Raw genomic sequence first — 21,602 nt, 5'->3', positions numbered from 1 at the left:
GCGGCAGCGCCCGATAAATACGTAGTTCTGCGGGGCCGAGAGTAGTCACTTGGACCGGGAGGCGCCGGATTGCGGTCCTGGTCCGGGCCGGCCTAACCGTTGGTGGTGGTGGTTGCGGTGAGGTCGAAGCTGATGTCTTTGGTGGCGTGGTAGTTCAGGTGGGTTTCCGCGGCGATGGTGTTGGTTCCGTTGACCAGCAGGGAGGGCGGGACGTTGAAGGTGACCGGGGCGGTGTTGGCGTTGGAGGTGGAGCTTGAGGCGGTGGCGTAGGAGTTGATGGTGACCGTGCCGGCGGGCATGCGGCTGCGGCCGACTTCCGTGCCGTTGACGTAGATGACGACGCCGTCGTCGGCAACGGTGGTGAGTTTGAGCGCGGTGACCGCGGAGGCGCTGGGGATGGAGAAGCTGCGCAGGAAGTAGGCGGCCAGCGGGCGGACGCTGGTGGTGGCGGAGGGGTTGAGGTTGGTTCCCAGCGGGGTTGAGCCGTAGCCCAGGACGCCCGGTCCGGTGGTCCAGGCGGAGGAGTTATAGCCGGGGTTCTTCCACGCCGGGTCCGGTGCGGTGCTGCTGTACCGGTATTTCCAGGAGGACTTGGCGGGCACGACGACGGCGGTGACGGAGCCGGAGGAAGTGGAGACGGTCACCGGCGAGGTCTTCGTTCCGGTTGCTCCCTGGCTGTCGGTCACGGTCAGGGTCACGTTGTAGGTCCCCGCGGCGGCGTAGCTGTGCGACGGCGAGACGCCGGTGCCGGTGCTGCCGTCGCCGAAGGTCCATCCGTAACCGGTGATGCCGGCGTCGTCAGTGGAGGCGCCGGCATCAAACGCCGCGGTCAACCCGGACACCGAGGAACTGAACGACGCCACCGGCGCGGCATTGACCGTGGAGCCGTTGGTGGTGGTGGTGGTTGCGGTGAGGTCGAAGCTGATGTCTTTGGTGGCGTGGTAGTTCAGGTGGGTTTCCGCGGCGATGGTGTTGGTTCCGTTGACCAGCAGGGAGGGCGGGACGTTGAAGGTGACCGGGGCGGCGTTGGCGTTGGAGGTGGAGCTTGAGGCGGTGGCGTAGGAGTTGATGGTGACCGTGCCGGCGGGCATGCGGCTGCGGCCGACTTCCGTGCCGTTGACGTAGATGACGACGCCGTCGTCGGCAACGGTGGTGAGTTTGAGCGCGGTGACCGCGGAGGCGCTGGGGATGGAGAAGCTGCGCAGGAAGTAGGCGGCCAGCGGGCGGACGCTGGTGGTGGCGGAGGGGTTGAGGTTGGTTCCCAGCGGGGTTGAGCCGTAGCCCAGGACGCCCGGTCCGGTGGTCCAGGCGGAGGAGTTATAGCCGGGGTTCTTCCACGCCGGGTCCGGTGCGGTGCTGCTGTACCGGTATTTCCAGGAGGACTTGGCGGGCACGACGACGGCGGTGACGGAGCCGGAGGAAGTGGAGACGGTCACCGGCGAGGTCTTCGTTCCGGTTGCTCCCTGGCTGTCGGTCACGGTCAGGGTCACGTTGTAGGTCCCCGCGGCGGCGTAGCTGTGCGACGGCGAGACGCCGGTGCCGGTGCTGCCGTCGCCGAAGGTCCATCCGTAACCGGTGATGCCGGCGTCGTCAGTGGAGGCGCCGGCATCAAACGCCGCGGTCAACCCGGACACCGAGGAACTGAACGACGCCACCGGCGCGGCATTGGCCCTAAAAGGAACCCGCTGCACCGCAAGCACAGCGGAGGTGTCGACGACGGTCACCTTCAGCCATTCGTCCCCCGTCGATCCGCCCTCCACTGTGATCCTGGAGAAGTTGGGGACGGGGGTGGTGAGGCCGTAGTACGACAGCCACGTCGAGGAGGTCAGCGGGCGGTCGCTGGCGAAGCCATGCGTGTCTCCGTTGAAGAGAAAGACCGGAAGCTGGTAGCTGAGGGAGTCGGAGGCGAAGGCCTTCACCAGCGGCTCGTAGGCGGTGCGGCTGGGCGTCCCCTTGAACATGTCGGCCTGGGTTGTGAAGACCACCGCACGGCTGCTGTTCGCCCTGGCACGTTCGAAGGCGGCGTGAATGAGGGCGACGCCGGCGTCGGTGCGTGCCTTCACTTCGGCGGTCTGGGCACTGGTCGGTGCCGAATAGCCGCTCCAGGTTGCCAGGTCGTTGGCCGAGCCCACGATGTGCACGGCGGCAAACGTGAGGCCCTCCCGGTCATAGAGCACGTTCTCCGGATAGCCCGCCTGGGCCGTCACGCTCGCCGCATTCCGCCCCAGGGTTGTGCCGGGGACTGGGAAGAAAACCCGGCGTATGGCGTCCAGGCGCTCCAGCGGGTTGGCGGCGCCCACCGAGGCGCCGGAACAATCGGCCCATTCATTGTCGCCGGGAGTGTAGACCAGCGGGTCGGCGAAAGTGTCAAATTTTGCCCTGATGGTCGCGTAGTACGAGTCGGAGCAGTTCGGGGGGCCGCCGATGTCGCCCAGATGGGTCACCAGCTGCACCTGGCTGTCCGCATTGATCTGTCCGATCCGGTCCGGGAAGACACTCAACTGCGCGGAGCCGTAGGGGGTGTCCCCGATGACGGCGAAACTGAACGGCGCGGCGGCCGCGACCGGTCCGGCGGCGGCTGCGGTGAAGCTCAGGGACAGGGTGACGGCGGCCAGAGCCGATACGAGCTTGCGTTTCACCGGGTATCTCCTCGCATTTGGGATTGCCACGCCGGGAGACCGCTTCCGCCGCTACCGTTCGGCGGCCAAGGATCCGTCCAGTGGCAAATCCGTCCAGTAGCCGCCCCTAACCGTCTCGGGTATCGAAAGGGTACAAGTGCCTCATCAGCTTGTCCATCACCTCCCGACGGCGACTCCGCCCGCCGTCCGCAGCGCCAGCCGGCACCGATGAACCGCCACGGCGCTGCCGGTCCGGGGTAGCCGGCCGGCCGCCGGCGGGCGCGATTAAGTAGGACCGGGCACAACAGAGTGGTCCGTACCCGGACACGAATTGCCGGCCCAGTAACCAGTACCGATTAAGCAGTGAGACGCCCAAGGAAGACCCGTACCGTTTACTCGCGTGCCCCGGCCGGCGTCCTCCTACGTTGGATATATCCAGTCGACAAACAACTACGGGTACTAAGTAGGTCTCGACATGTGCTCTTTGAAGATAAGTTCCGTACCGGCTTTTCACAGCAGCGCTTCCCGGCACGTACCGGCGCGCCAAGGCCATCATGTCCCGGACTCCGGTCCGGGCAGCTTCGGCAGGGGAAGTACCGTCGGGCCCGCATGCATCGCTGGCCGCCCGGCGGCGGGACCGCCTGCGGCCGGCGCTGATCCCGGGCCGTTCCCGCCTTCCTGCTTCCGGCGCGGCGACGGGCGGTGCAGCCGATGAGTCCGCTGGATGATTCCGCGGCCCTGGCCGTGGACCTCGGTTTCGACCGTCCCGCCCGCACGACGGGGCACAGCTATCCGGCCCTTCGCGCCCCGAAAACCAAAAGCGCCTGGACCCGCGCCGCCGGCTCCGGCCAGGCGTGGGCCGGCCACTACCACCGTCTTTTGTGCGTTACCGACGCCGCGGTGCTCTGTTTCGTGGCGATTGCCGCCCAGCTCTTCCGGTTCGGCGGCAACAGCTCCGAAATCGAGGTCGGCCGGTCCGGCTTCGATTACGGCTCCCTGTCCGTGGGCATCGCCGTGGCCTGGATGACAGCGCTCGGCGTCTACCGCAGCCGCGATCCCCGGGTGGTCGGTATCGGCACGGATGAGTACAAGCGGGTGATCAGCGCCACGGTCACGCTGCTGGGTGTCATGGCCATCGCCTTCCTGGTTTTCAAGGTCGACGTGGCGCGCGGCTACTTCGCCCTCGCAGTTCCGCTCGGCGTCGGCGGCCTCATCGCCTCCCGCTGGAGCATGCGCCAGTGGCTGACCCGGCAGCGGGCCTACGGCCACTATCTGTCGCGCGTCGTCGTTTTGGGCAGCTACAAGGATGTCCGTTACGTGGTCAGCCAGATCCAGAAGAAGTCCGGAGCCGTCTACGAAGTCGTCGGCGCAGCGCTGCCGCCCGGCGACGATCGGATGAGCGTAGCCGTCGGCTCCGCCGCCGTCCCCGTGGTCTCGGACACCGGCTCCGTGGTCGCGGCTGTAAAGCAACTCAACGCGGACGCCGTCATCGTTGCAGGACGGGTCAAGGGCGGCAGCAAGTTCGTGCAGGAACTCGGCTGGAAACTCGAAGAGTCCCGCGCCGAGCTCGTCCTGGCCACCGGATTGACCAACGTCGCCGGCCCGCGGATCCGCTTCCGCCCTGTGGAAGGCCTCCCGCTGATGCACGTGGACCTGCCCCAGTACACGGGGGCGAAGCACGTGCTGAAGCGGATGCTCGATATCGTCCTCTCCGCCGGGGCGCTCCTGGTGCTCTCGCCGCTGTTTATCGTGCTGGCCGTCCTGATCAAACGGGACAGCCCGGGCCCGGTAATCTTCCGGCAGGAGAGGATTGGCCGCGCCGGCAAGAAGTTCATGATGTACAAATTCCGCTCCATGGTGCAGACCGCCGAAGAGGACCTCGCCGCCCTGATGGACCGCAACGAGGGCGCCGGCGTGCTGTTCAAGCTGCAGAACGATCCGCGCGTCACCCGGGTCGGCACGTGGCTTCGGCGGTACTCCCTGGATGAGCTGCCCCAGTTCTGGAACGTCCTGCGCGGGGACATGTCGCTGGTGGGTCCGCGGCCGCCGCTGCAGCGGGAAGTGGACGCCTACAAGTCCCGGGTTCACCGGAGGCTGTACATCAAGCCGGGGCTGACGGGCATGTGGCAGATCAACGGCCGCTCAGAACTGAACTGGCAGGACAGTGTCCGCCTCGATTTGTACTACGTAGAAAACTGGTCTCTCGCCGGCGACATCATCATCCTGTGGCGGACAGCCAAGATGATGAAGAACCCAGTCGGCGCCTACTAAAACGGGGGAAATATGTTATCGCTCAAACGCGGGGGCGCTATCAGCGCCAAGCTGTCGGACGCCGAGCTGGCCGCAGCCCTGGCCGAAGGGGCCGGAGACATCCTCAGGACCCTGCAGGACGAAGCCGACACCCGGGAGCCCGGCCCGCTCGGCGCGGAGGGGGACAGGCGCTCCCAAACGTTCCTGACGAAGATGCTTCTCCGCAGCCGTCCCGGGGACCACGTGCTCTCGGAGGAGGCACCCGATCAGACGTCGCGGCTGCGGGCCGACCGGGTCTGGATCATTGACCCATTGGATGGCACCCGCGAATTCTCCGAAGGCCGCCGCGACTGGGCAGTGCACGTCGCGCTCTGGGAAAAGGGCGAGTTGGCGGCCGGCGCGGTTGCGCTGCCCCGGCTGGATATGGTCCTGACCGGTGAGGACGCCGGCGAGGCCGCCGCACCCCATACCGGCCTGAGGATGGCCGTGTCCCGGAGCCGGGCGCCGGAAATTGCCCGTGCCGTGGCCGCCGAAATCAACGCCGAGCTCATTCCCATGGGTTCGACCGGGTATAAGACGTGCGCCGTCGCCAGCGGTGAAGTCGACATCTACCTGCACGACGGCGGCCAGTATGAATGGGATTCCGCCGCGCCCGTCGTCGTCGCCCGTGCCGCCGGGCTCCATGTCAGCCGGCTCGACGGTTCGGCACCGCGGTACAACCAGGAAAACCCCTACCTTCCGGACCTGCTGGTCTGCCGTCCGGAACTCAGCGCGATGGTCCTGGCGGCAGTCGCCGACGCACGGCGGGAACACCCCCAGAAGGAAGGACAATCCGGTGAGTGACGTGACCGAAAGCCCCCGACGCATCCTGTCCCAGCTCGAGGTCCTCGAGTCGGAGGCGATCTATATCCTCCGGGAAGTGGTGGCGGAGATCGAGCACCCGGCGCTGATGTTTTCCGGCGGGAAGGATTCGATCGTCATGCTGCACCTCGCGGCCAAGGCGTTCGCTCCTGCCCGGATCCCATTCCCGGTGCTCCACATCGACACGGGCCACAACTTCCCGGAGGTGCTCGAACTCCGGGACCGGCTGGTGGCCCGGTACGGAGTGAACCTGGTGGTCGGTTCGGTCCAGGACGCCATCGACCGCGGCATGGTCCGGGAGGAGCCCAATGGTTCGCGGAACCGGATCCAGACACCCGTGCTGCTGGAAACAGCGGAGAAGAACGGCTTTACCGCCCTGCTGGGCGGTGCCCGCAGGGACGAGGAAAAGGCCCGCGCCAAGGAGCGCATCTTTTCCTTCCGCGACGAATTCGGCCAGTGGGACCCCAAAAAGCAGCGCCCGGAGTTGTGGAACCTGTTCAACGCCAAGGTGCACCTGGGCGAAAGCATCCGGGTGTTTCCGCTCTCCAACTGGACCGAGCTTGATATCTGGGAGTACATCGCCGCTGAGGGCATCGAGGTGCCCTCCATCTACTACGCCCACCAGCGCGAGGTCTTTGAACGCAACGGCATGCTGTTCGCGGCCAATGAGCTCTGCCGGCCCACCGCCCAGGAACCGACATTCCTGGAATCGGTCCGTTACCGCACCGTGGGGGATGCCACCCTGACCGCTGCTGTACGCTCCCAAGCCGACACCGTCGAGCGGGTCCTCGAAGAAGTCGCCTCGTCCCGGATCACCGAACGCGGGGCCACCCGCGGCGATGACCGGGTCAGCGAAGCGGCGATGGAAGACCGAAAGAAAGAAGGCTACTTCTGATGGACCTCCTGCGATTTGCCACTGCCGGATCGGTCGACGACGGGAAGAGCACCCTCATCGGGCGTCTGCTCTACGACTCCAAGTCCATCTTCAGCGACCAACTGGAAGGCGTTGAGCGGACCAGCCGCGAAATGGGTTCGGAATATACCGAGTTGTCGCTGCTGACGGACGGCCTGCGGGCCGAGCGGGAGCAGGGCATCACGATCGACGTCGCCTATCGGTATTTTGCGACCCCGTCGCGGAAGTTCATCATTGCGGACACCCCCGGCCACCTCCAGTACACCCGGAACATGGTGACCGGCGCGTCCACCGCAGACCTGGCGATTGTGCTGGTGGACGCCAGGAAGGGCTTGGTCGAACAGAGCCGCCGGCACGCGTTCCTGGTGTCCCTGCTCCAGGTTCCCCACCTGGTCCTGGCCGTCAACAAGATGGACCTTGTGGGCTACTCGCGCCAGGTGTATGAGGACATCCGGCGGGAGTTCACGGAGTTCGCGGCAAAACTGCAGATTGCGGACCTGACCGTCATACCCGTCTCCGCCCTGCACGGTGACAACGTGGTGGACCGCTCGGAGAACATGCCGTGGTACGAGGGCGGTTCACTGCTCAATCACCTGGAGAACGTGTATATCGCCAGCGACAGGAACCTCGTGGACGGGCGGTTCCCGGTGCAGTACGTGATTCGGCCGCACACCAGCGAGCACCACGACTACCGCGGCTACGCGGGGAAGGTTGCCGGCGGCGTGATGCGGACCGGGGACGACGTCATCGTGTTGCCCAGCGGCCTGCCGAGCCGCATCGCCTCCATCGAAACCGCCGATGGCCCGGTCGCCGAGGCCTTTGCGCCGATGTCGGTCACGGTCCGGCTGGAGGATGACATCGATATTTCCCGCGGGGACATGATCTGCCGCCCGCACAACCAGCCCAGCGTGTCACAGGATATCGACGCCATGGTGGCGTGGATGAGTGAGGACCCCCTCCGGCCCGGGCAGAAGCTGGCCCTTAAGCACACCACCCGCAACACCAGGGCACTGGTGCAGTCAGTGCAGTACGAACTGAACGTCAACACCCTGCACCGGGATGAATCGGCTCCCGAACTTGCGCTGAACTCCATCGGCCGGGTCCGGCTGCGCACGACGACGCCGCTGCTGACCGACGAGTACCGGCGGAACCGGGAAACAGGCGGATTCGTACTGATCGACGAAAACACTCACAGCACCGTCGGCGCCGGAATGATCATCTGAACGCACGGACCGGCGCCACCACGTATCACTAATTGGGGAGGATTTAAAGCAATGACATCAGACCTAGGTTTCCCGGACGGCCGGACAGCCGCATCGCCGGGCCCGGAGCGAATCCTGCTGGTAGGTTCCAGCGGCGGCCACCTGGCGCAGTTGATGTCGCTGCGGCCCTGGTGGTCGGCGCACGAGCGGGCATGGGTCACCTTTCCCACCGAGGATGCGAAGTCGAACCTCGAAGCGGAGACCGACGTGTCATGGGCCTACTCGCCCACGACACGCAATATCCCGAACCTGCTCCGAAACGCCCGGCTTGCCTATCTCGTGATCCGCCGCTTCCGCCCCACCGTGGTCGTCTCCACCGGCGCCGGCAGCGCTTTCCCCTTCTTCGTCGTGGCCCGGGCCATGGGCATCGCGACCGTCTATATCGAGGTGTACGACCGGGTCGAGAGCCCCACTCTGACCGGCCGGCTCTGCCGTCCCTTCTCGGACCTCATGCTGGTCCAATGGCGGGAACAACTCGGCCTGTACCGGGGAGCCCAGCTGCTGGGGAGGCTCCTGTGACGAGCAGAGCAGCCAGGACGATCGCGGTACTGGTGGGAACCGACTGCCATCCGTTCCAGAGAATCATCGACTGGGCAGACAAATGGGCGGAAGCCAATCCCGCCGACCGGGTGATCGTCCAGTACGGCCACAGCGCTCCGCCGCGAACTGCCTCCGGCCGGGCCTTCATCTCGCCCACGGAACTGGCCACCTTGCTGGAAACCAGCGACGTCGTCATCATCCACGGAGGCCCTGCCACGCTTTCAGAGGCGCGAAAAGCCAGTCACCTGCCGCTGGTGTTTCCCCGGGATCCCCGCCACGGGGAACATGTCGATGACCATCAGCAGCGGTTTTCGCGCTGGGCAGACGGGCGGGACCTCGCCATCTGCGTGGAATCGGCGCAGGAACTGGATGCCCGCGTGGCCGCGGCTGCCGGAGACAAGGCGGGGACCCGCCGCCTGATGGAGGCAGAGACCTTCGGCGCCGACGAGGCCGCGCGGAAGTTGGCCGCATTGCTGCACAAGCGCCGGACCTCGGCGAACAGCGCCTCCGCCGGAGCCCCGGTCGTCCTGTATGTCGCCGCACCGTCCGGCTCCGTCGACACCCTGCTGGAAACTGCCGGGGGCCTTGCCTCGGTGGCTTTCCTGGGCGACACGCGGCGGCTCTGGCAGCGCGGCATCATCGACAATGAGGATTGCAGTTGTGGCCTGCCCTTTCATGAGTGCACGTTCTGGCGCGCGGTCGGGAAGACCGCCTTCGGGGGGTGGGACGAAGTCGATGTCGCCGGTTTGAGCAGGCTGGCCGGCGCCGCCACCCCGGCACGCTACCTGGGGCCGGCGGTGCTGGCCGGAAGGCTGCAGGGCCGACAGCAGCTGGCCCGGTACAGCGGGTACTACCAGGCGGTCTATGCCGCCGCCAGGGATGTTTCCGGCGCGGACGTCCTGGTCGACAGCGCAGAGGACCCTATGCTGGCCTACGCACTGAGCCATAACCGCGAGATCGACCTGCGTTTCCTCGAGCTCTCCCTAGCCGCCACGTCCTGGACCTCGGCGCGGACGGCAGCCGGGCAGGACAAACCGTCCCGGCTCGCCGCCCTACGGGCGGCACGGGCCCTGAGCCGCCACAGCATCCCGCGGGCCAGCCTGTCGCCGACAGCCGTCCGCGACCGGCACGCCGTCTCGGCGTGCTGGGCCCGGTTAGGACTGCCCGGCTCCGGTGATGGGGCGGCCGGCACGGTGGGCCGCGCCCCCCAGCCGGTGCACGCCGTGGCATGCCACGCCCTGGCCGACCCCCGCAGCGGCGTCGGACCTGGCGGTGCCGCCGCGCCCGGCAGGGGCGCAGGAGCGGGCGCCGGTGCAGCCACAGCGGGAACCGGGTGGTGACCGCCATGGACCGGGTCACCGCCATCATTGCCACGAGGGACCGTCCGGAGATGCTGCGCCAGGCGATCAACGCCGTCATGGCGCAGACCTACGCCGGGTTCATCGAGATCCTGGTCGTTTTTGACCAGTCGGAGCCGGACTACTCCCTGGTCGAGGAATCCGAGTCCCGCAGCGTGCGGGTTCTGACCAACGTGCGGAAGCCGGGACTTGCCGGTGCCCGCAACAGCGGCATCGAGGCAGCCACGGGGGAGTTCATCGCGTTCTGCGACGACGACGATCTCTGGCTGCCCCACAAGGTCGAAGCGCAGGTGGGGCTGCTGGCGGACAATCCCGGCACTGAGTTCGTGACCTGCGATATTGCGGTCTCCTACGACGGTCAGATCCACGAGCGGCCGCTGGGCAAGTCCTGGATCAGTTTCCCGGACCTGCTGCGCGACCGCCACACCGAACTCCATCCCTCAACATTCATGATGCGGCGCTCTGCCGTCCTGGAGGGCTTCGGCCTGGTCGACGAGGCAGTCCCGGGCGGCTTCGGCGAAGACTACGAGTTCCTGTTGAGGGCCTCCCGCAGCGCTCCGATTGCCCACGTCAGGAGGGTGTCGGCGACGGTCAGGTGGGGTAGCCAGTCCTTCTTCTTCCGCCGCTGGCAAACGATGTGTGACGGCCTGTCGTGGATTCTGGAAAAGTACCCGGAATTCGATACGGTGCCCGCCGGCTCTGCCCGGATCAGGGGCCAGTTGGCGTTCGCGCACGCGGCCATGGGGGAGCGGCGGATGGCGTTGCGCTGGGCCGCATCGGCAGCCCAACGCAACCCACTGGAGCCGCGCGTGCCGCTGGCCGCCGCCGTCGCCTGCGGGATGGTGACGCCGGGACGGGTGATGGAAGCACTCCACAAACGGGGCCGCGGCATTTAGCAGCGCTGCGGCCCGGTTGCATCACCCGCTGACCAGTTTCCGCCAGGCCGCAGCCGAAGGTGCGTCCGTCAGGCGGTAGTCGCCGACACCGACCGCGGAGTCCCAGTACGCCACGAAAAGGGCCTTTTGGTCCTTCAGGTATTGACCGACCTTGGCAAGCCACGCAGCCCGCCCCTCCCCGCCGGGGTCAGTAGGGATGAGCCGGCTACCGGTCTCGGCGATGCCGAAGGGCTTGCCCGCGGCCTTGGAGACCGCAACGACGTCTCCAAAGACGGCGGCCGGGTCCGGGTAGGTCGAGGGACCGGCAACGCTCCCGGCGTCGTTATACGGGTCCCAGGCCAGGACGTTGATGTAGCTGTCGCCCGGGTAGTAATCCTTCCAGTCCAGCTTTGAGGCAGGGTTCACGGTCCATCCCATGAGGATCAGGGTGGAGTGCAGGTGCTCGTTGCCGGCCTGGTCCTCCAGCCGCGCAATGTGCTGCCAGGCCGCGCGGTAGTCGGCCGCAGTGAATTTGCCGCGGGCGATTTCGGCCTCGGGTTCGTGGACGTAGGACCAGTACGTTTCCTGGTCCCGCGGGGCCGCCTTGAACCAGGCCAGCAGGGCCTCATCGTAGGTGCCGGCCAGCACGTCCGCCGGCGGCGGACGGAAGGAGATCACCAGGGACTTACCCTTGAACGTTTCCAGCGATGACCAGCTGGACGGCAGCGCATCGTCGAAGAGCCGGACGGTGCCCAGGGAACCGAACCGGCATTCCTCCCGCGCCAGGGCTTCTTCACGCGTCCCGCCGGAGCTCGATTGTCCCAGGCTGGAGCCGAAGACGGTCCCCGACGGCGGCGCAGGGGCGGGCGCCGGCGTATCGGCAGCCACCGCCTGCATGGAGACGTCATCCACCTGGAGGGACTGGCCCGGCGCCAGGTCCCACGCCAGGATGTTCAGGTCCATGGACGAACAGTTATAGGCGGCCGTGACATCGAAGGCGATCTTCGTCCAGCTATCGGTCGTCAGGTGAAAGGTTGAGCCGGTGAGCGGGACGTCGCCCTGTTCCTCGCGGACCCGCACCTGACCTGATATGCCTGGGGTGTCGGTACGGACCCACGCGCTTACGCTGTAGCGCGTTCCGGCTTTGGTGGCTCTGACGGTATTGAGTCCGTCGTTCAGGACGGCTGTCTGCGTGCGCTTCGTTGTGAGCTCGACGGCGTGCCCGCCACTGTGGCCGCCGCTAACGATGGCCAGCTCCTGGGTACTGCTGTCATTGGTCCGCCAGCCGGAGGTGCCGGCTTCGAACCCGCCGTTAACCACCTGCTCTGCCGGGCCCGCCTCAACCGGAACAGAGCCGGCCTCGGCAAGACCCAGGACAATCGCCAGGGCCGTGCAGCTGCCGGCGACCAACCGCCGGCGGCGGCTCCGGTGCGCGGAGTCTGCCCGGGACAGGGGCAGGACGGCACCGGACCCTGGGGTGTTCCCGGTGTCTGTCACGCGATTCATAGGCTTGCTCCTGCGCCCGAGGGCGTCGATCACGATGCACCTGAGACCCGGCTGCGACCCGGACTTTCGAATCAGGTCAAAGCGGCCATGTCGATGTGAAGAGACTGTACAAGTCTTCGTCACGGATTCCCACAGGTGCTACGCGGGCAGCGGCTCAAATTACCCGTATAACCGGAATGCAATATCGTGCACAATGGGACCACATGCCGCAGGCGGCAGTACTGGGGGAACTGGCGGAGGGACCGATGATGAGAAACCCGTGGCGTGGACAACGCATTGTGAGCGGCACAGGCACGTCACCGCTGGACACGCTGGTGGAGCAACTCTGGCGCCTGCCCGTCTCGACCGGACAGGTCCGTGTTGTCCTCAACCCCTCTGCGGACGACGGGTGGCGCGAGGTCGAATCGTATTGGGTGCTTCCCAACGCTTCCCGGGCGAAGCTGCTGATCCCGCTGGCGACGCCGCAGGTCACCGCCGCCAGCCTGCTCCAGTACCGCTCGCTGCGCCGCGGCAAAATCAATACGGCACGGATCCTGCTGGGATCGTTGGCACGGCTGGGGCTACGACCGGTCCTGGACAAGTTGTCGGTGCAGGAACCCGCAGGGCAGGTGCCCGGAGCGCAGCCAGCGATGCCGCTTGCCGCCGTGGCGGCCAGGCTCCAGGACAGCGGAACGGCCGAGGGGGACAGCTCTCCGGCTACCGGCCGTGCCGGCCGGGAGTTGTTTGCCTCCATCGGTATCCGGGAGGGAGATAACCGCAAGCCGACGCTGCAACTGGTGGATGGCACCGGAAAGCCGGCAGGGTATGCCAAGCTGGCCTGGAACGAGAGCAGCAGCGAGTTTGTCCGGACGGAGATCGGCGCCTTGAGCGCCGTCGGCGGGTCAGCGGGGGCCGTGCGGGCACCGGCGCTGCTGGCCGTCGGAACCCACGGCGCCTTTCCCTATCTGGTGACCGAGCCCCTGCCGCTGGACGTGCGCGCTGTACGCGGCCGCGTTAACGGCCCCACCCCCCAGGAGCTCTTTGCCCTGTGCCCGGTCATCAGGGTGGACCGGCTCTCCTCCACTGACCACTTCCAGGCGCTGGGGCGCCGGCTGGCCGGCCTTGATCCGGCGACCGAGCCGCTGTTGGCGCAGGCCCTGGACCGCCTGGCCGAACAGTTGCGTGGCCGGGATCCGGTGCTGCCGGTGGCCGAGCGCTGGCACGGTGACCTTGTTCCCTGGAACACGGCACGGGATGCGGCCGGCCGCCTGTGGTGTTGGGACTGGGAGTCGTGCGAGCCCGATGCGATCGCAGGCCTGGACGCAGTGCATTGGATGTTCAGTGTCAGGCGCGAGCGCGGCGAGGGCCCGGTGGCAACTAACCTGCTCCGCGCCATGACGGACGCCAGGTCCTTCTTCGAGGCGGCAGGCCTCTCCCGGGACGCTTGGCCGGCGGTCGTGGGCGTCTACGCCATGGTGGTAGCCGAACGGGCCTGGACACTGGCTGTGCGCAATGGGGGCTGGGCCTCCTCCTGGATCACGGTGCCGGAGTTGATCAGCCTCCTTGATGCTGCCCACGGCCTCTTCGGAACCCCGGACGAGCGGGGTTCCGTTGAGGCCTCTCCGGCCGCCCCGGCGACGTGACGCCCAGGCCCCACGGGCCGGCTAGGGCCAGAGCGGTTCCCGCTGCAGATAATCGGCCAGCGCCTTGTTGTGCGGGGCGTAATAAGCGGTGAGCTCTGCCCTGGCGGCCTCCGGCATCCTGGACCGGGCGCTGGCGTTGAAGGTCTTGGTGGTCGGCAGGCCGAAGCGGGGGAGGCCGAGGAACTCGCATACCCGGTCGAAGGCACCTTGGACGTCGTCGTACATGTCCTCGCTGCGCAGGACCAGCAGCTGACCCTCCGGAAACGCGCGGTGCCAGTTTTGCACCTGCGGCAGGTACACGCCCCTGGCCCGGTACGAGTAGAAGTCATGGGCGGTGCTGTAATACCAGGAGTCCGACGCCATCTTCCCTAGCTCGCCCGCCAGCCTGGTGTCCTCGGCGGCGAGCGCCGCTTCAAAGTCCAGGGGCTCGACGCCGTTCTGGACTCTCTCCTGGTAGTGGGAGTAGGCGCGTTCAACCGGGTCCCGCAGCAGCGCGATCGCCTTGATGTTGAGGGAGACCGCGCGCGCCTGCATCGCGATCCGGGGGTCCCAGAGGTAATACGGGGACGCCTCACCGCTCAGCGGACGGTAGCCCAGCTTCCGGGACAACAGACCGCGGTACGCCTCCGTGTGGAAGTGCGAGCGGTACCAGAGCTCGCCCCGTCCGCGTTCCTTGAAGAAGTAGTCGGTACTCTTCTTGCCGCGTACCTGGGGGAAAAGCCCGAGGACCCCGGGGTGCATCAGTAGGTAGTTGTACAGGGAGGTGGTCCCGCCGCGCTTGGTGCCCACGATCAGGAAATCCGGCGCCGGCCTTGCTCCGACGGTCCCCTTCGCGTAGGACCGGGTGAGGACATCCCCGGCATCCTTCATCCACCTGGGTGCTACGTCTTTGATGTCGCTAAGTCCAAGCATTCCGGCTCCCTGATTCGTCTAGTGGGTGGTTTGGGCACGAAAAGGTTGGGTGGGGGGCCTACGTCGCGGCCGGGGCTTCACGCCGCCCGCTGCGGGACAGGAGGGCAAGGTCGTCGAGGTGGAGCCGTTTCCTGTCCAGCCAGCACCAGGCGGCCAGGGCGGCCATGCTGGTGGCCCCGGCTACGAATACGGCCGCCGTTGACTGGCCCATCAGCGCCCTGGTCAGCAGGCTGACCGGGACAACACAGACACCGGCGACGAACAGGGCGTAGAAGACCTGCCGCGCGCCAAATTTGATGCCGAGGAAGATGCGGCTCTCCACCGAAGCCAGCACGGAGTCCAGCAGCAGGCTGAAGGCCCAGGACACTGCCGCCCCCGTGATGCCCCAGAGTGGAACCAGCCACAGGTTCCCAAGCACGTTCAGGACCAGCACGATGACTTTGTTAACGGCCATCCACCCGCTTCTGCCGCTCATCATGAGTAGGGCGTCCACGTTGCCGGCCATCAGGAACGTCAGGGCGCCAGCGCACAGCACGATCAGCGCCGTGCTTCCGCTCTCAAACCCGGAACCCAGCCAGCCCAGGACGGTCGGGGCGAAGAACATGAACAGCGCGTAGACCGGTGCCCCCAGCAGCACAATCCAGCTGACGGTGGTGGAGTAGAGATCCTGGACCAGCCGCGTCTTGTTCTCGCCGAGGAGGGCACTGAACCGCGGCGACACCACCATCCTCATGGCGGTGGCGACGATGAGCCCCACGCTGACGAACCGGCTGGCGGCACCGTAGACGCCGGCCGCCCCCGCCCCGGCAATCAAGCCAACCAGCACAACATCGAACCAGATGATCGACTGTTCCACCCCGGAGGAGAACCAGCGGGGCAGCGCGAACTTCCAGATCTGCACGTTGAGCTCACGGGCAGGCCATAGCGGCCCGTGGCTGCCTGCGCCCCGCTCGTGCGCCCCGACGCGACGCCACAGAATCAATAGGGCTGCCACCATGGCGATTGCCGCCGGGGCAGCCCAGGCGATGGATGCCAGCACCGGCAGGGTGCCCAGGCCAAGGGCGCCGAGCCCCAGACTCCCCAGCACCAGCAAGGGCCGGGCCACCGGGAGGCCGATGTTGCCGATGGCCGCATACGGCACAATGTTTCCCAAGGCGCGGGTTGCGGCCAGCGCAACCATCATGATGGCGGCCGCGGGAAGGAACCAGCTTGCCCCCTGGACCGCCTGCACCAGCTGTTGGCTGTCGGCGTCGCCCCCGGCGCCGAGCTGGGGAGCGAGCACGGCCAGCAGCAGCGCGAGCAGGCTCCCGACCACGGCGGGGGGAACGAGCAAGGCCATCGTCGCGCCCCGGAGCGTGGACCGGTCCGAGATCTGCAGGCGGGGGAGCAGCCACACCGCGGCGGTATCCATGCCGGCTTTCGCCAGTCCCAGGACGATGGTGAAGATAGCGATGGTCTGCAGCACGACGCCGGAGCCCGCCTCGCCCAGTGAGCGCGCCAGGATGAAGGTCAGCGCAAAGCCCATGACGGAGCCGATGGCAGCCCCCGAGATTCCGATCACGCCGCCGCGGGCAGCCTGCCGCCGTTCGGCGCTGTGCGGGGAGGCCCCCCGGTCAACTACCTGTTTCTCCCCGGTAACGCTCACGACGACTTGCGGCTTCCGGCCGTGGGTGCTGACTCCGCGAGCACCGCCTCGGATTCAGGTTTCTTGTCGCCCGTTGTGGGCAGGCTGAGGATTTCCCGGTGCCGGGCCTCCTTGGCGGGGCTTTCAGGATCAACGATCCTGCGCCCCGAGGGGACCAGGACGGTTCCAGCGAGCTGGGCCTCCACGTCATTCATTTCAGCGGCGTTCAAGGCCAGGGCATCGATCCGGGTCCGCTGGCATTCCCCGACGAGCAGCACCAGGTCGGAGAGCCGGCCGGCCGCCAGGCGGCTTGCATGCGGCGCGGAGGGTGGCAGGGCCAGAATGATCACCTGGCCGGATTCACGTCCGATGAGCTCCCGGCGGACCGCCTCGGTGACGAACTCGTCGGCGTCCAGGATGGTCCTTCCGCGTTGCGGCTGGAAGACCGTGAGGGACTGGACGAGGCCGGAACGGAGTATGCGGCCATCGGTTCCGGCAGCATGGCTGTTCAGCTGCAGCCCGGTCTTCAGGACGGTCATCTGTGCGTCCGAGGCCCCCATCAGGACGAGCTCCACGCGGGTTCCGGCCTCCGCCAGCACGACGGCCAGGTTGGCAGCGACATCCGAAGGCCTCGAGTTGCGGGTCTCGTCGATGACTGTCAGGGTGCGCAGCCGGTTGTTTGAGCTGGCCAGCAACCGCTCACGCACCACCCGGAACTGGTCAAGGTCAGTGCCGGCTGCGGGCATCGACGCACGGGAAGCCGTGAACCGGACCAGGAGGGGGCCGGCGCCTGCCCCGCGGACGTCGAACCAGTCCCTGACGCGGCGGTCCAGCATGTTGACGGCAAACGCAAGCACCAGGCCCACCACAAACGCAGCCAGCGTGCCGGTGAGCATCACGGTCGTCGGCTGCGGTTGAACGCTCACCTCGTTCTGTGCCGCCGGGTTCAACACCGTGCCGCCGCTCGTGTCGATGAGGGACAGCTGGTTCAACTGCGACTGGACACTGCCAATCTGCGCGAGGATGGACGATGCGCTGCTGCCGGCGCGCGGAAGGGCCTTCTGCAGCCCGGTCAGCTGCTGCTCGAGCTGGCCCCGGAGTTTGGACTTCCGTTCCTCCGCCTGGCCCTGACGGTAGGCGAGGTACGAGTTGGCCAGCGCATCCGCGCCCGCCCTGGCATTCTGCGCGTTGCTTGAGGTGTAGGAGATGGCCATCGTCGTGCCGTTGGCCAACGTGGTGACGTTGACTCCGGCCCGGAGCGCTGCCACCGAGTCGCCATTAGCCAGGCTGGACGCCGCTGACTGGGCCACGACGTAGGAGCTTGCCAGCTGCTGCTCCGTGGAGGCGTCCAGCAGTGCCGAGCTCGCCTTGGCAGGGTTGAAGGGGTCCGTGGTGATGACGTTGAGGTTGACGACCGTGGAGGCGGTCACGGAGCCCGGCACCAGGCCGAGGTACGCAGCAGCGGCGCCGACCCCCAGGACGGTGACAAGCGCGATCGTTTTCCATTGCCGTCGCAAGACTACTGCGTAGTGACCGAGTCCGACGGAAGAATTCTCGTCCATTTGTTCCTCAATCTGCCGGCAGAACGCCGGCAATACGCCCAAAAGGGAGACCTGACTCAGCGCCGGGCCGGGGCTGATGGCACGACGATATAGTCCGCCCGCCCGGGGGCATATAGGTATTTGGGGGTAGGTACTAGGGGGGAACTACTCGTTGGCAGTCTTTGTGCCGGTTGCCATACTGAACGCCGATAGCCAAGGAGCCCCCATACCTTCACGAAGGACGCCAGGCATGAACACGGACTTCCCGGCCGGAACAACCGGCGTCGCGGTACTGCGCAGGAGTCCGGTGCAGCGCCCGGACCGGGAACGCGTCGGAGCCACTGCCGAGCTGCCGCGCTGGCCGTTTGCGCTCATCTTCCTTGGCTTCCCCTTGTGGTGGCTCGCCGGCCTCAGCGATCTCATTTGGATCGGCGTCGGGGGCATCATGTTCCTGTACCTGGTGCGTTTCCGTTCGGTGCGGGTGCCCAAGGGGTTTTCGGTGTGGATGCTCTTCCTGCTCTGGATGGCGTGTTCCTCCATTGCGATCGATTCACCCGAACGCATGCTCGGCTTCGTTTACCGGCTGCTGCTTTATCTGGCGCTGACTGTCATCTTCGTTTACGTCTACAACGCCCGGGCGCACTTGAAGGTGCAATACATTCTGGGCTGCCTGACGGTCTTCTGGGCCGTCGTCGTGGTTGGCGGCTATCTTGGGCTGCTCTTTCCCTCCGTGGTGATCCACACCCCGCTGAGCTACGTTCTGCCGCAATCGTTGTTGCGGAACGAGCTGGTGAACCAGATGGCCATCCGTCGGCTGACGCAGTTCAACCCCGACGCGTGGAACTACATCGACCCGCGCCCCAGCGCGCCCTTCCTGTACACAAACAACTGGGGCGCCGCGTATTCGTTGCTTCTGCCCCTGGTGGTGGGCTACCTCTGGCAGATCCGCAGGAGCCGCCGCTTCTGGCTGGTGCTCGCGGCGATTCCGGTGTCCTTCGTGCCGGCGTTCCTGACCCTCAACCGGGGCATGTTCCTGGGACTCGGCATCGCCCTGCTCTACGCCGCGATGCGGATGGCCCTGGCCGGAAACCGGAAGGGCCTTGGCGCGCTGCTGGGCATGGGCATCCTGGTGGCGATCATTGTCCAGGTCCTTCCCGTCACCGAACGCCTGCAGAACCGGCTCGGGGTCAGCAGCACCACTGAGGACCGGGAATCGCTCTATATCGAGGCCCTGAACGAAACGCTCAAGTCTCCGGTCTTCGGGTTCGGGGCGCCGCGGCCCTCCGTCACCATCGGAGCGCCCTCCGTAGGGACCCAGGGCCAGATCTGGATGGTGCTGTACTCCCACGGTTTCCTCGCGGCCGCCTTCTTCGTGCTGACCTTCGTCGTCATGTTCTTCTACACACTGCGGCTCTCGGACCCGGTGGGCCTGGCCTGTAACACGGTCCTGCTGGTGTCGGTCGTGGAGGTTTTTTACTACGGCATGCTCGCCTCGGGCCTGGCACTCATGCTGATCGCCGGAGCAATCGGCCTGCAAAAGGCAGGCGCACTGAAACGGGGGCCGCGGCCGCCGGGGATAGGGGTGTTCCCATCGAACTTCTAAGCGAGCTGCGCAACGACATCAAGGCGAACCGCGGGCAGTCAAAGGGCCAGGTCGTCATGGTTCTGTACCGGATTGCCCACGCAAGCCGCAGGCCATTGAACCGGCGCCCCCGGCCGCACGCCGTCGTCGTCGGTGCAGCCTACAGGCTGCTGGTGGAGTGGGTGCTGGGTGTTGAGATCCCCTGGCGCACCAGGGTCGGTTCCGGGGTACGCATCTACCACGGGGTCGGCCTGGTCATCAATGACCGGACCGTGATCGGCAACAACGTCGGCATCCGGCAGAACGTCACCATCGGCAACAAGGGTTCTGCCGGCCCGTGCCCGGTGATCGAAGACGACGTCGAGATCGGCGCCGGGGCGATCATCGTCGGCGGTATCCGCATCGGCAAGGGGGCCCGCATCGCCGCCGGCGCGCTCGTCACCACCGACGTACCGCCGGGCTTCACGGCGATCGGGAACCCCTCAGTGCTGCGGCCGCCGCGGGCCGTCCGGGCGGAGTCGAACTCCGCCTGAACGGCCCGGCGGCCGCCGCCGCTACCGGGTGGCGTTGTAGACGTCCGTGCCGAAGTGGTTCAACCCGGAGACCCCCGCCATTCCCAGATGCGCCAGGGAGAAGGTGTCCTCGATACTGGCGAGCAGGCTGTAGTGGTTGTAGAGCGTGTCGGACGAGGTATTGGGACGCACGAAGGGCGAGATCACCAGGGCACCCACCTTCCCTCCGCCGGGACCGAAGACTGCCTGCATCGGAGCCCCCCGGTCGATGTTCTCGCCGACTTCCTTGTCGCCCTCATCAAAGGTGATGACCAGCATCCCGTCCGTCTTGAAGGCCGGTGAGGAAGTGATTGCCGGTACCCACTTCTTCAGCCATGCGTCCGCTGTGGCCAAACCTCCCTCCGTCCCGTCGACGCACGGGGAATCGTGTCCGTCGCTGCACGTATTGGGAGTGATGTAGGAGAGGTTGGGGGTGGTGTCCGCCGACTTCAGGTCAGCGGTGAGCCCGGACAGGTCCACGACGTTCCGTGCACAATCGGGGGATCCGGTTATCGCGGCGAAGTAGACAAACGGGTTATGCCTGGTGGCGTACTGGTCACCGACCCGGGGCTTCTTGGTGCTGTCCGCGGCGTTCAGCTCGGGGTGCCGGCACGGGGTGCCCATATCTTCCATATACCCCTTCCAGGTCAGCCCCGCCGAGCTCAGTTGCCCCGCAACGGTCTGCACGCTTTCCGGATAGACGCAGCCGAAGCCGGCAAGCTGGCCGTAGGACGCCGTGCCGGTTTGAGTGAACTCGTGGAAGACGGCGCAGTCATTCATCGTTTTGGGGTTGGGGCCTTGTCCGGAGATCTGGGCGATGTAGTTCGGCAACGAGCTGGGCGCCACAGCGTAGTAGGAGGTCAGGAGAACGCCCTGTTCCCGCAGCGTCCGGGACAGGTACGGCGCCTGTGATGACTCGCCCCAGGCACGCTTGTAGCTCGTGTTTTCCAAATTGATGACAAATACGTGGGCCGGCTTGGTCGCCACCCTAACGCTCGTGGAGGAACCGCCCGCACCCTGGCCGGCACCGGCCACCTGGCCGCCGCAGCCCGATAGGAGGGCGGCCAGGGCCAGCATGGCCATGCCCGTGAGCGTCTTGCCGGCGGACCGGCCCGAGAGCGTGCTGCCGGCCGCCGCAGCCGGCCTCGGCGTGGACCCGGCTGAATGCCTGGGATTCGTTCGGGCGGAGGTACTGCGGTACGGCCTCATCTGGTTTCCGTTCCTTAGGTTCGCTGCTGCTGCGGTAGGTGGCTCCACAGGTAGCACCTGATTGCCTGCCGGTCTATAGGTAGTCCGGCGGCGGAGCGGGACCCGGCTTGTCGACGAATGCCCAGGTGGAAGGCGCTCGAGGCGGTCGGTACAGCGTCCGAAGGCTTCCTGCGCAGCTCCTGCCGCAGCGTTCAGGTGGCGCCGCTTCGGCGGTAAGTAGTGCCGCGGATTAGACGCGTAGCCACGGCCCGGATTCGGGTAGCCGGATGCCGGTTTCACGCTACTTTTCCCGGATCCGCCGTCATACTCTTGCTTCACTTTCCGGCTCTGAAGAGTGTCAGGTCTCCAGGAGTGTGCGTCTTCCCGGCGCATCCCGGT

16 protein-coding genes are annotated in these 21,602 nt (G+C 66.7%); 10 read left to right on the top strand and 6 right to left on the bottom strand.

Features of this window, described 5'->3' with window-relative positions; all coding sequences use genetic code 11:
* Positions 1 to 92: 92 nt before the first annotated feature.
* Positions 93 to 2,639, bottom strand: coding sequence for a PKD domain-containing protein (locus tag ACTWLI_RS14000; RefSeq protein ID WP_445154387.1), 2,547 nt, complete (start codon positions 2,637 to 2,639; stop codon positions 93 to 95).
* Positions 2,640 to 3,329: 690 nt separating this feature from the next.
* On the opposite strand from ACTWLI_RS14000, the gene ACTWLI_RS13995 reads away from it, so the two are divergent.
* Genes ACTWLI_RS13995 through ACTWLI_RS13965 form a run of 7 tightly spaced genes read left to right on the top strand, consistent with a single transcriptional unit; the run spans position 3,330 to position 10,698 of the window.
* Positions 3,330 to 4,889, top strand: a complete 1,560-nt coding sequence (locus tag ACTWLI_RS13995; protein WP_445154386.1) for a sugar transferase — start codon at positions 3,330 to 3,332, stop codon at positions 4,887 to 4,889.
* Positions 4,890 to 4,901: 12 nt separating this feature from the next.
* Positions 4,902 to 5,711 carry a 3'(2'),5'-bisphosphate nucleotidase CysQ gene (locus ACTWLI_RS13990; protein WP_445154385.1) on the top strand — a complete coding sequence of 270 codons (810 nt, stop codon included), beginning with the start codon at positions 4,902 to 4,904 and terminating at the stop codon, positions 5,709 to 5,711.
* Positions 5,704 to 6,624 (top strand): sulfate adenylyltransferase subunit CysD, encoded by a 921-nt coding sequence (cysD, locus tag ACTWLI_RS13985; RefSeq protein WP_445154384.1) that lies wholly within the window; start codon positions 5,704 to 5,706, stop codon positions 6,622 to 6,624. The genes ACTWLI_RS13990 and cysD overlap by 8 nt, the downstream gene beginning before the upstream one ends.
* Complete coding sequence (locus tag ACTWLI_RS13980) at positions 6,624 to 7,865, top strand: sulfate adenylyltransferase subunit 1 (RefSeq protein WP_445154383.1); 1,242 nt, start codon at positions 6,624 to 6,626, stop codon at positions 7,863 to 7,865. Before cysD ends, ACTWLI_RS13980 begins: the two co-directional genes overlap by 1 nt.
* Positions 7,866 to 7,916: 51 nt before the next feature.
* Positions 7,917 to 8,423, top strand: coding sequence for a PssD/Cps14F family polysaccharide biosynthesis glycosyltransferase (gene pssD / locus ACTWLI_RS13975; RefSeq protein WP_445154382.1), 507 nt, complete (start codon positions 7,917 to 7,919; stop codon positions 8,421 to 8,423).
* Entirely contained in the window at positions 8,420 to 9,784 is a 1,365-nt protein-coding gene (locus tag ACTWLI_RS13970) for a hypothetical protein (RefSeq protein ID WP_445154381.1), read from the top strand. The genes pssD and ACTWLI_RS13970 overlap by 4 nt, the downstream gene beginning before the upstream one ends.
* Before the next feature lie 5 nt (positions 9,785 to 9,789).
* A complete protein-coding gene (locus ACTWLI_RS13965; RefSeq protein WP_445156195.1) occupies positions 9,790 to 10,698 on the top strand; it encodes a glycosyltransferase family 2 protein in 909 nt (302 codons plus the stop codon).
* Positions 10,699 to 10,719: 21 nt separating this feature from the next.
* Here ACTWLI_RS13965 and ACTWLI_RS13960 read toward each other — a convergent pair whose 3' ends face one another.
* Complete coding sequence (locus tag ACTWLI_RS13960; protein WP_445154380.1) at positions 10,720 to 12,183, bottom strand: carbohydrate binding domain-containing protein; 1,464 nt, start codon at positions 12,181 to 12,183, stop codon at positions 10,720 to 10,722.
* Between the two features lie 278 nt (positions 12,184 to 12,461).
* Between ACTWLI_RS13960 and ACTWLI_RS13955 the strand changes: the two genes are divergently transcribed.
* Positions 12,462 to 13,805: a hypothetical protein gene (locus ACTWLI_RS13955; protein ID WP_445154379.1), complete on the top strand. Its 1,344-nt coding sequence runs from the start codon at positions 12,462 to 12,464 to the stop codon at positions 13,803 to 13,805.
* A gap of 21 nt (positions 13,806 to 13,826) precedes the next feature.
* Here the strand turns inward: ACTWLI_RS13955 and ACTWLI_RS13950 are convergent, their stop codons facing one another.
* The 3 genes from ACTWLI_RS13950 to ACTWLI_RS13940 all read right to left on the bottom strand — a co-directional run bounded on the left by ACTWLI_RS13950 (position 13,827) and on the right by ACTWLI_RS13940 (position 17,903).
* The gene (locus ACTWLI_RS13950) at positions 13,827 to 14,675 is read right to left on the bottom strand and encodes a sulfotransferase domain-containing protein (RefSeq protein WP_445154378.1); all 849 of its coding nucleotides are present in this window, start codon (positions 14,673 to 14,675) and stop codon (positions 13,827 to 13,829) included.
* Positions 14,676 to 14,775: 100 nt separating this feature from the next.
* Positions 14,776 to 16,362: a lipopolysaccharide biosynthesis protein gene (locus ACTWLI_RS13945; RefSeq protein WP_445154377.1), complete on the bottom strand. Its 1,587-nt coding sequence runs from the start codon at positions 16,360 to 16,362 to the stop codon at positions 14,776 to 14,778.
* The gene (locus tag ACTWLI_RS13940) at positions 16,359 to 17,903 is read right to left on the bottom strand and encodes a hypothetical protein (protein WP_445154376.1); all 1,545 of its coding nucleotides are present in this window, start codon (positions 17,901 to 17,903) and stop codon (positions 16,359 to 16,361) included. Before ACTWLI_RS13940 ends, ACTWLI_RS13945 begins: the two co-directional genes overlap by 4 nt.
* Positions 17,904 to 18,132: 229 nt before the next feature.
* Here ACTWLI_RS13940 and ACTWLI_RS13935 point away from each other — a divergent pair, with 229 nt between their 5' ends.
* Together ACTWLI_RS13935 and ACTWLI_RS13930 are read left to right on the top strand one after the other, a co-directional pair.
* Positions 18,133 to 19,485 carry an O-antigen ligase family protein gene (locus ACTWLI_RS13935; RefSeq protein ID WP_445154375.1) on the top strand — a complete coding sequence of 451 codons (1,353 nt, stop codon included), beginning with the start codon at positions 18,133 to 18,135 and terminating at the stop codon, positions 19,483 to 19,485.
* 95 nt (positions 19,486 to 19,580) lie between these two features.
* On the top strand, positions 19,581 to 19,997 hold the full coding sequence (locus ACTWLI_RS13930) for a serine acetyltransferase (RefSeq protein WP_445154374.1): 417 nt from the start codon (positions 19,581 to 19,583) through the stop codon (positions 19,995 to 19,997).
* Positions 19,998 to 20,018: 21 nt separating this feature from the next.
* Here ACTWLI_RS13930 and ACTWLI_RS13925 read toward each other — a convergent pair whose 3' ends face one another.
* The gene (locus ACTWLI_RS13925; RefSeq protein WP_445154373.1) at positions 20,019 to 21,098 is read right to left on the bottom strand and encodes an alkaline phosphatase family protein; all 1,080 of its coding nucleotides are present in this window, start codon (positions 21,096 to 21,098) and stop codon (positions 20,019 to 20,021) included.
* Positions 21,099 to 21,602: the final 504 nt, after the last annotated feature.

Source organism: Arthrobacter sp. Hor0625 (assembly GCF_052567525.1).
Note: the sequence above shows the minus strand (reverse complement) of the source record. Positions and strands in the feature narration are given on the sequence as shown.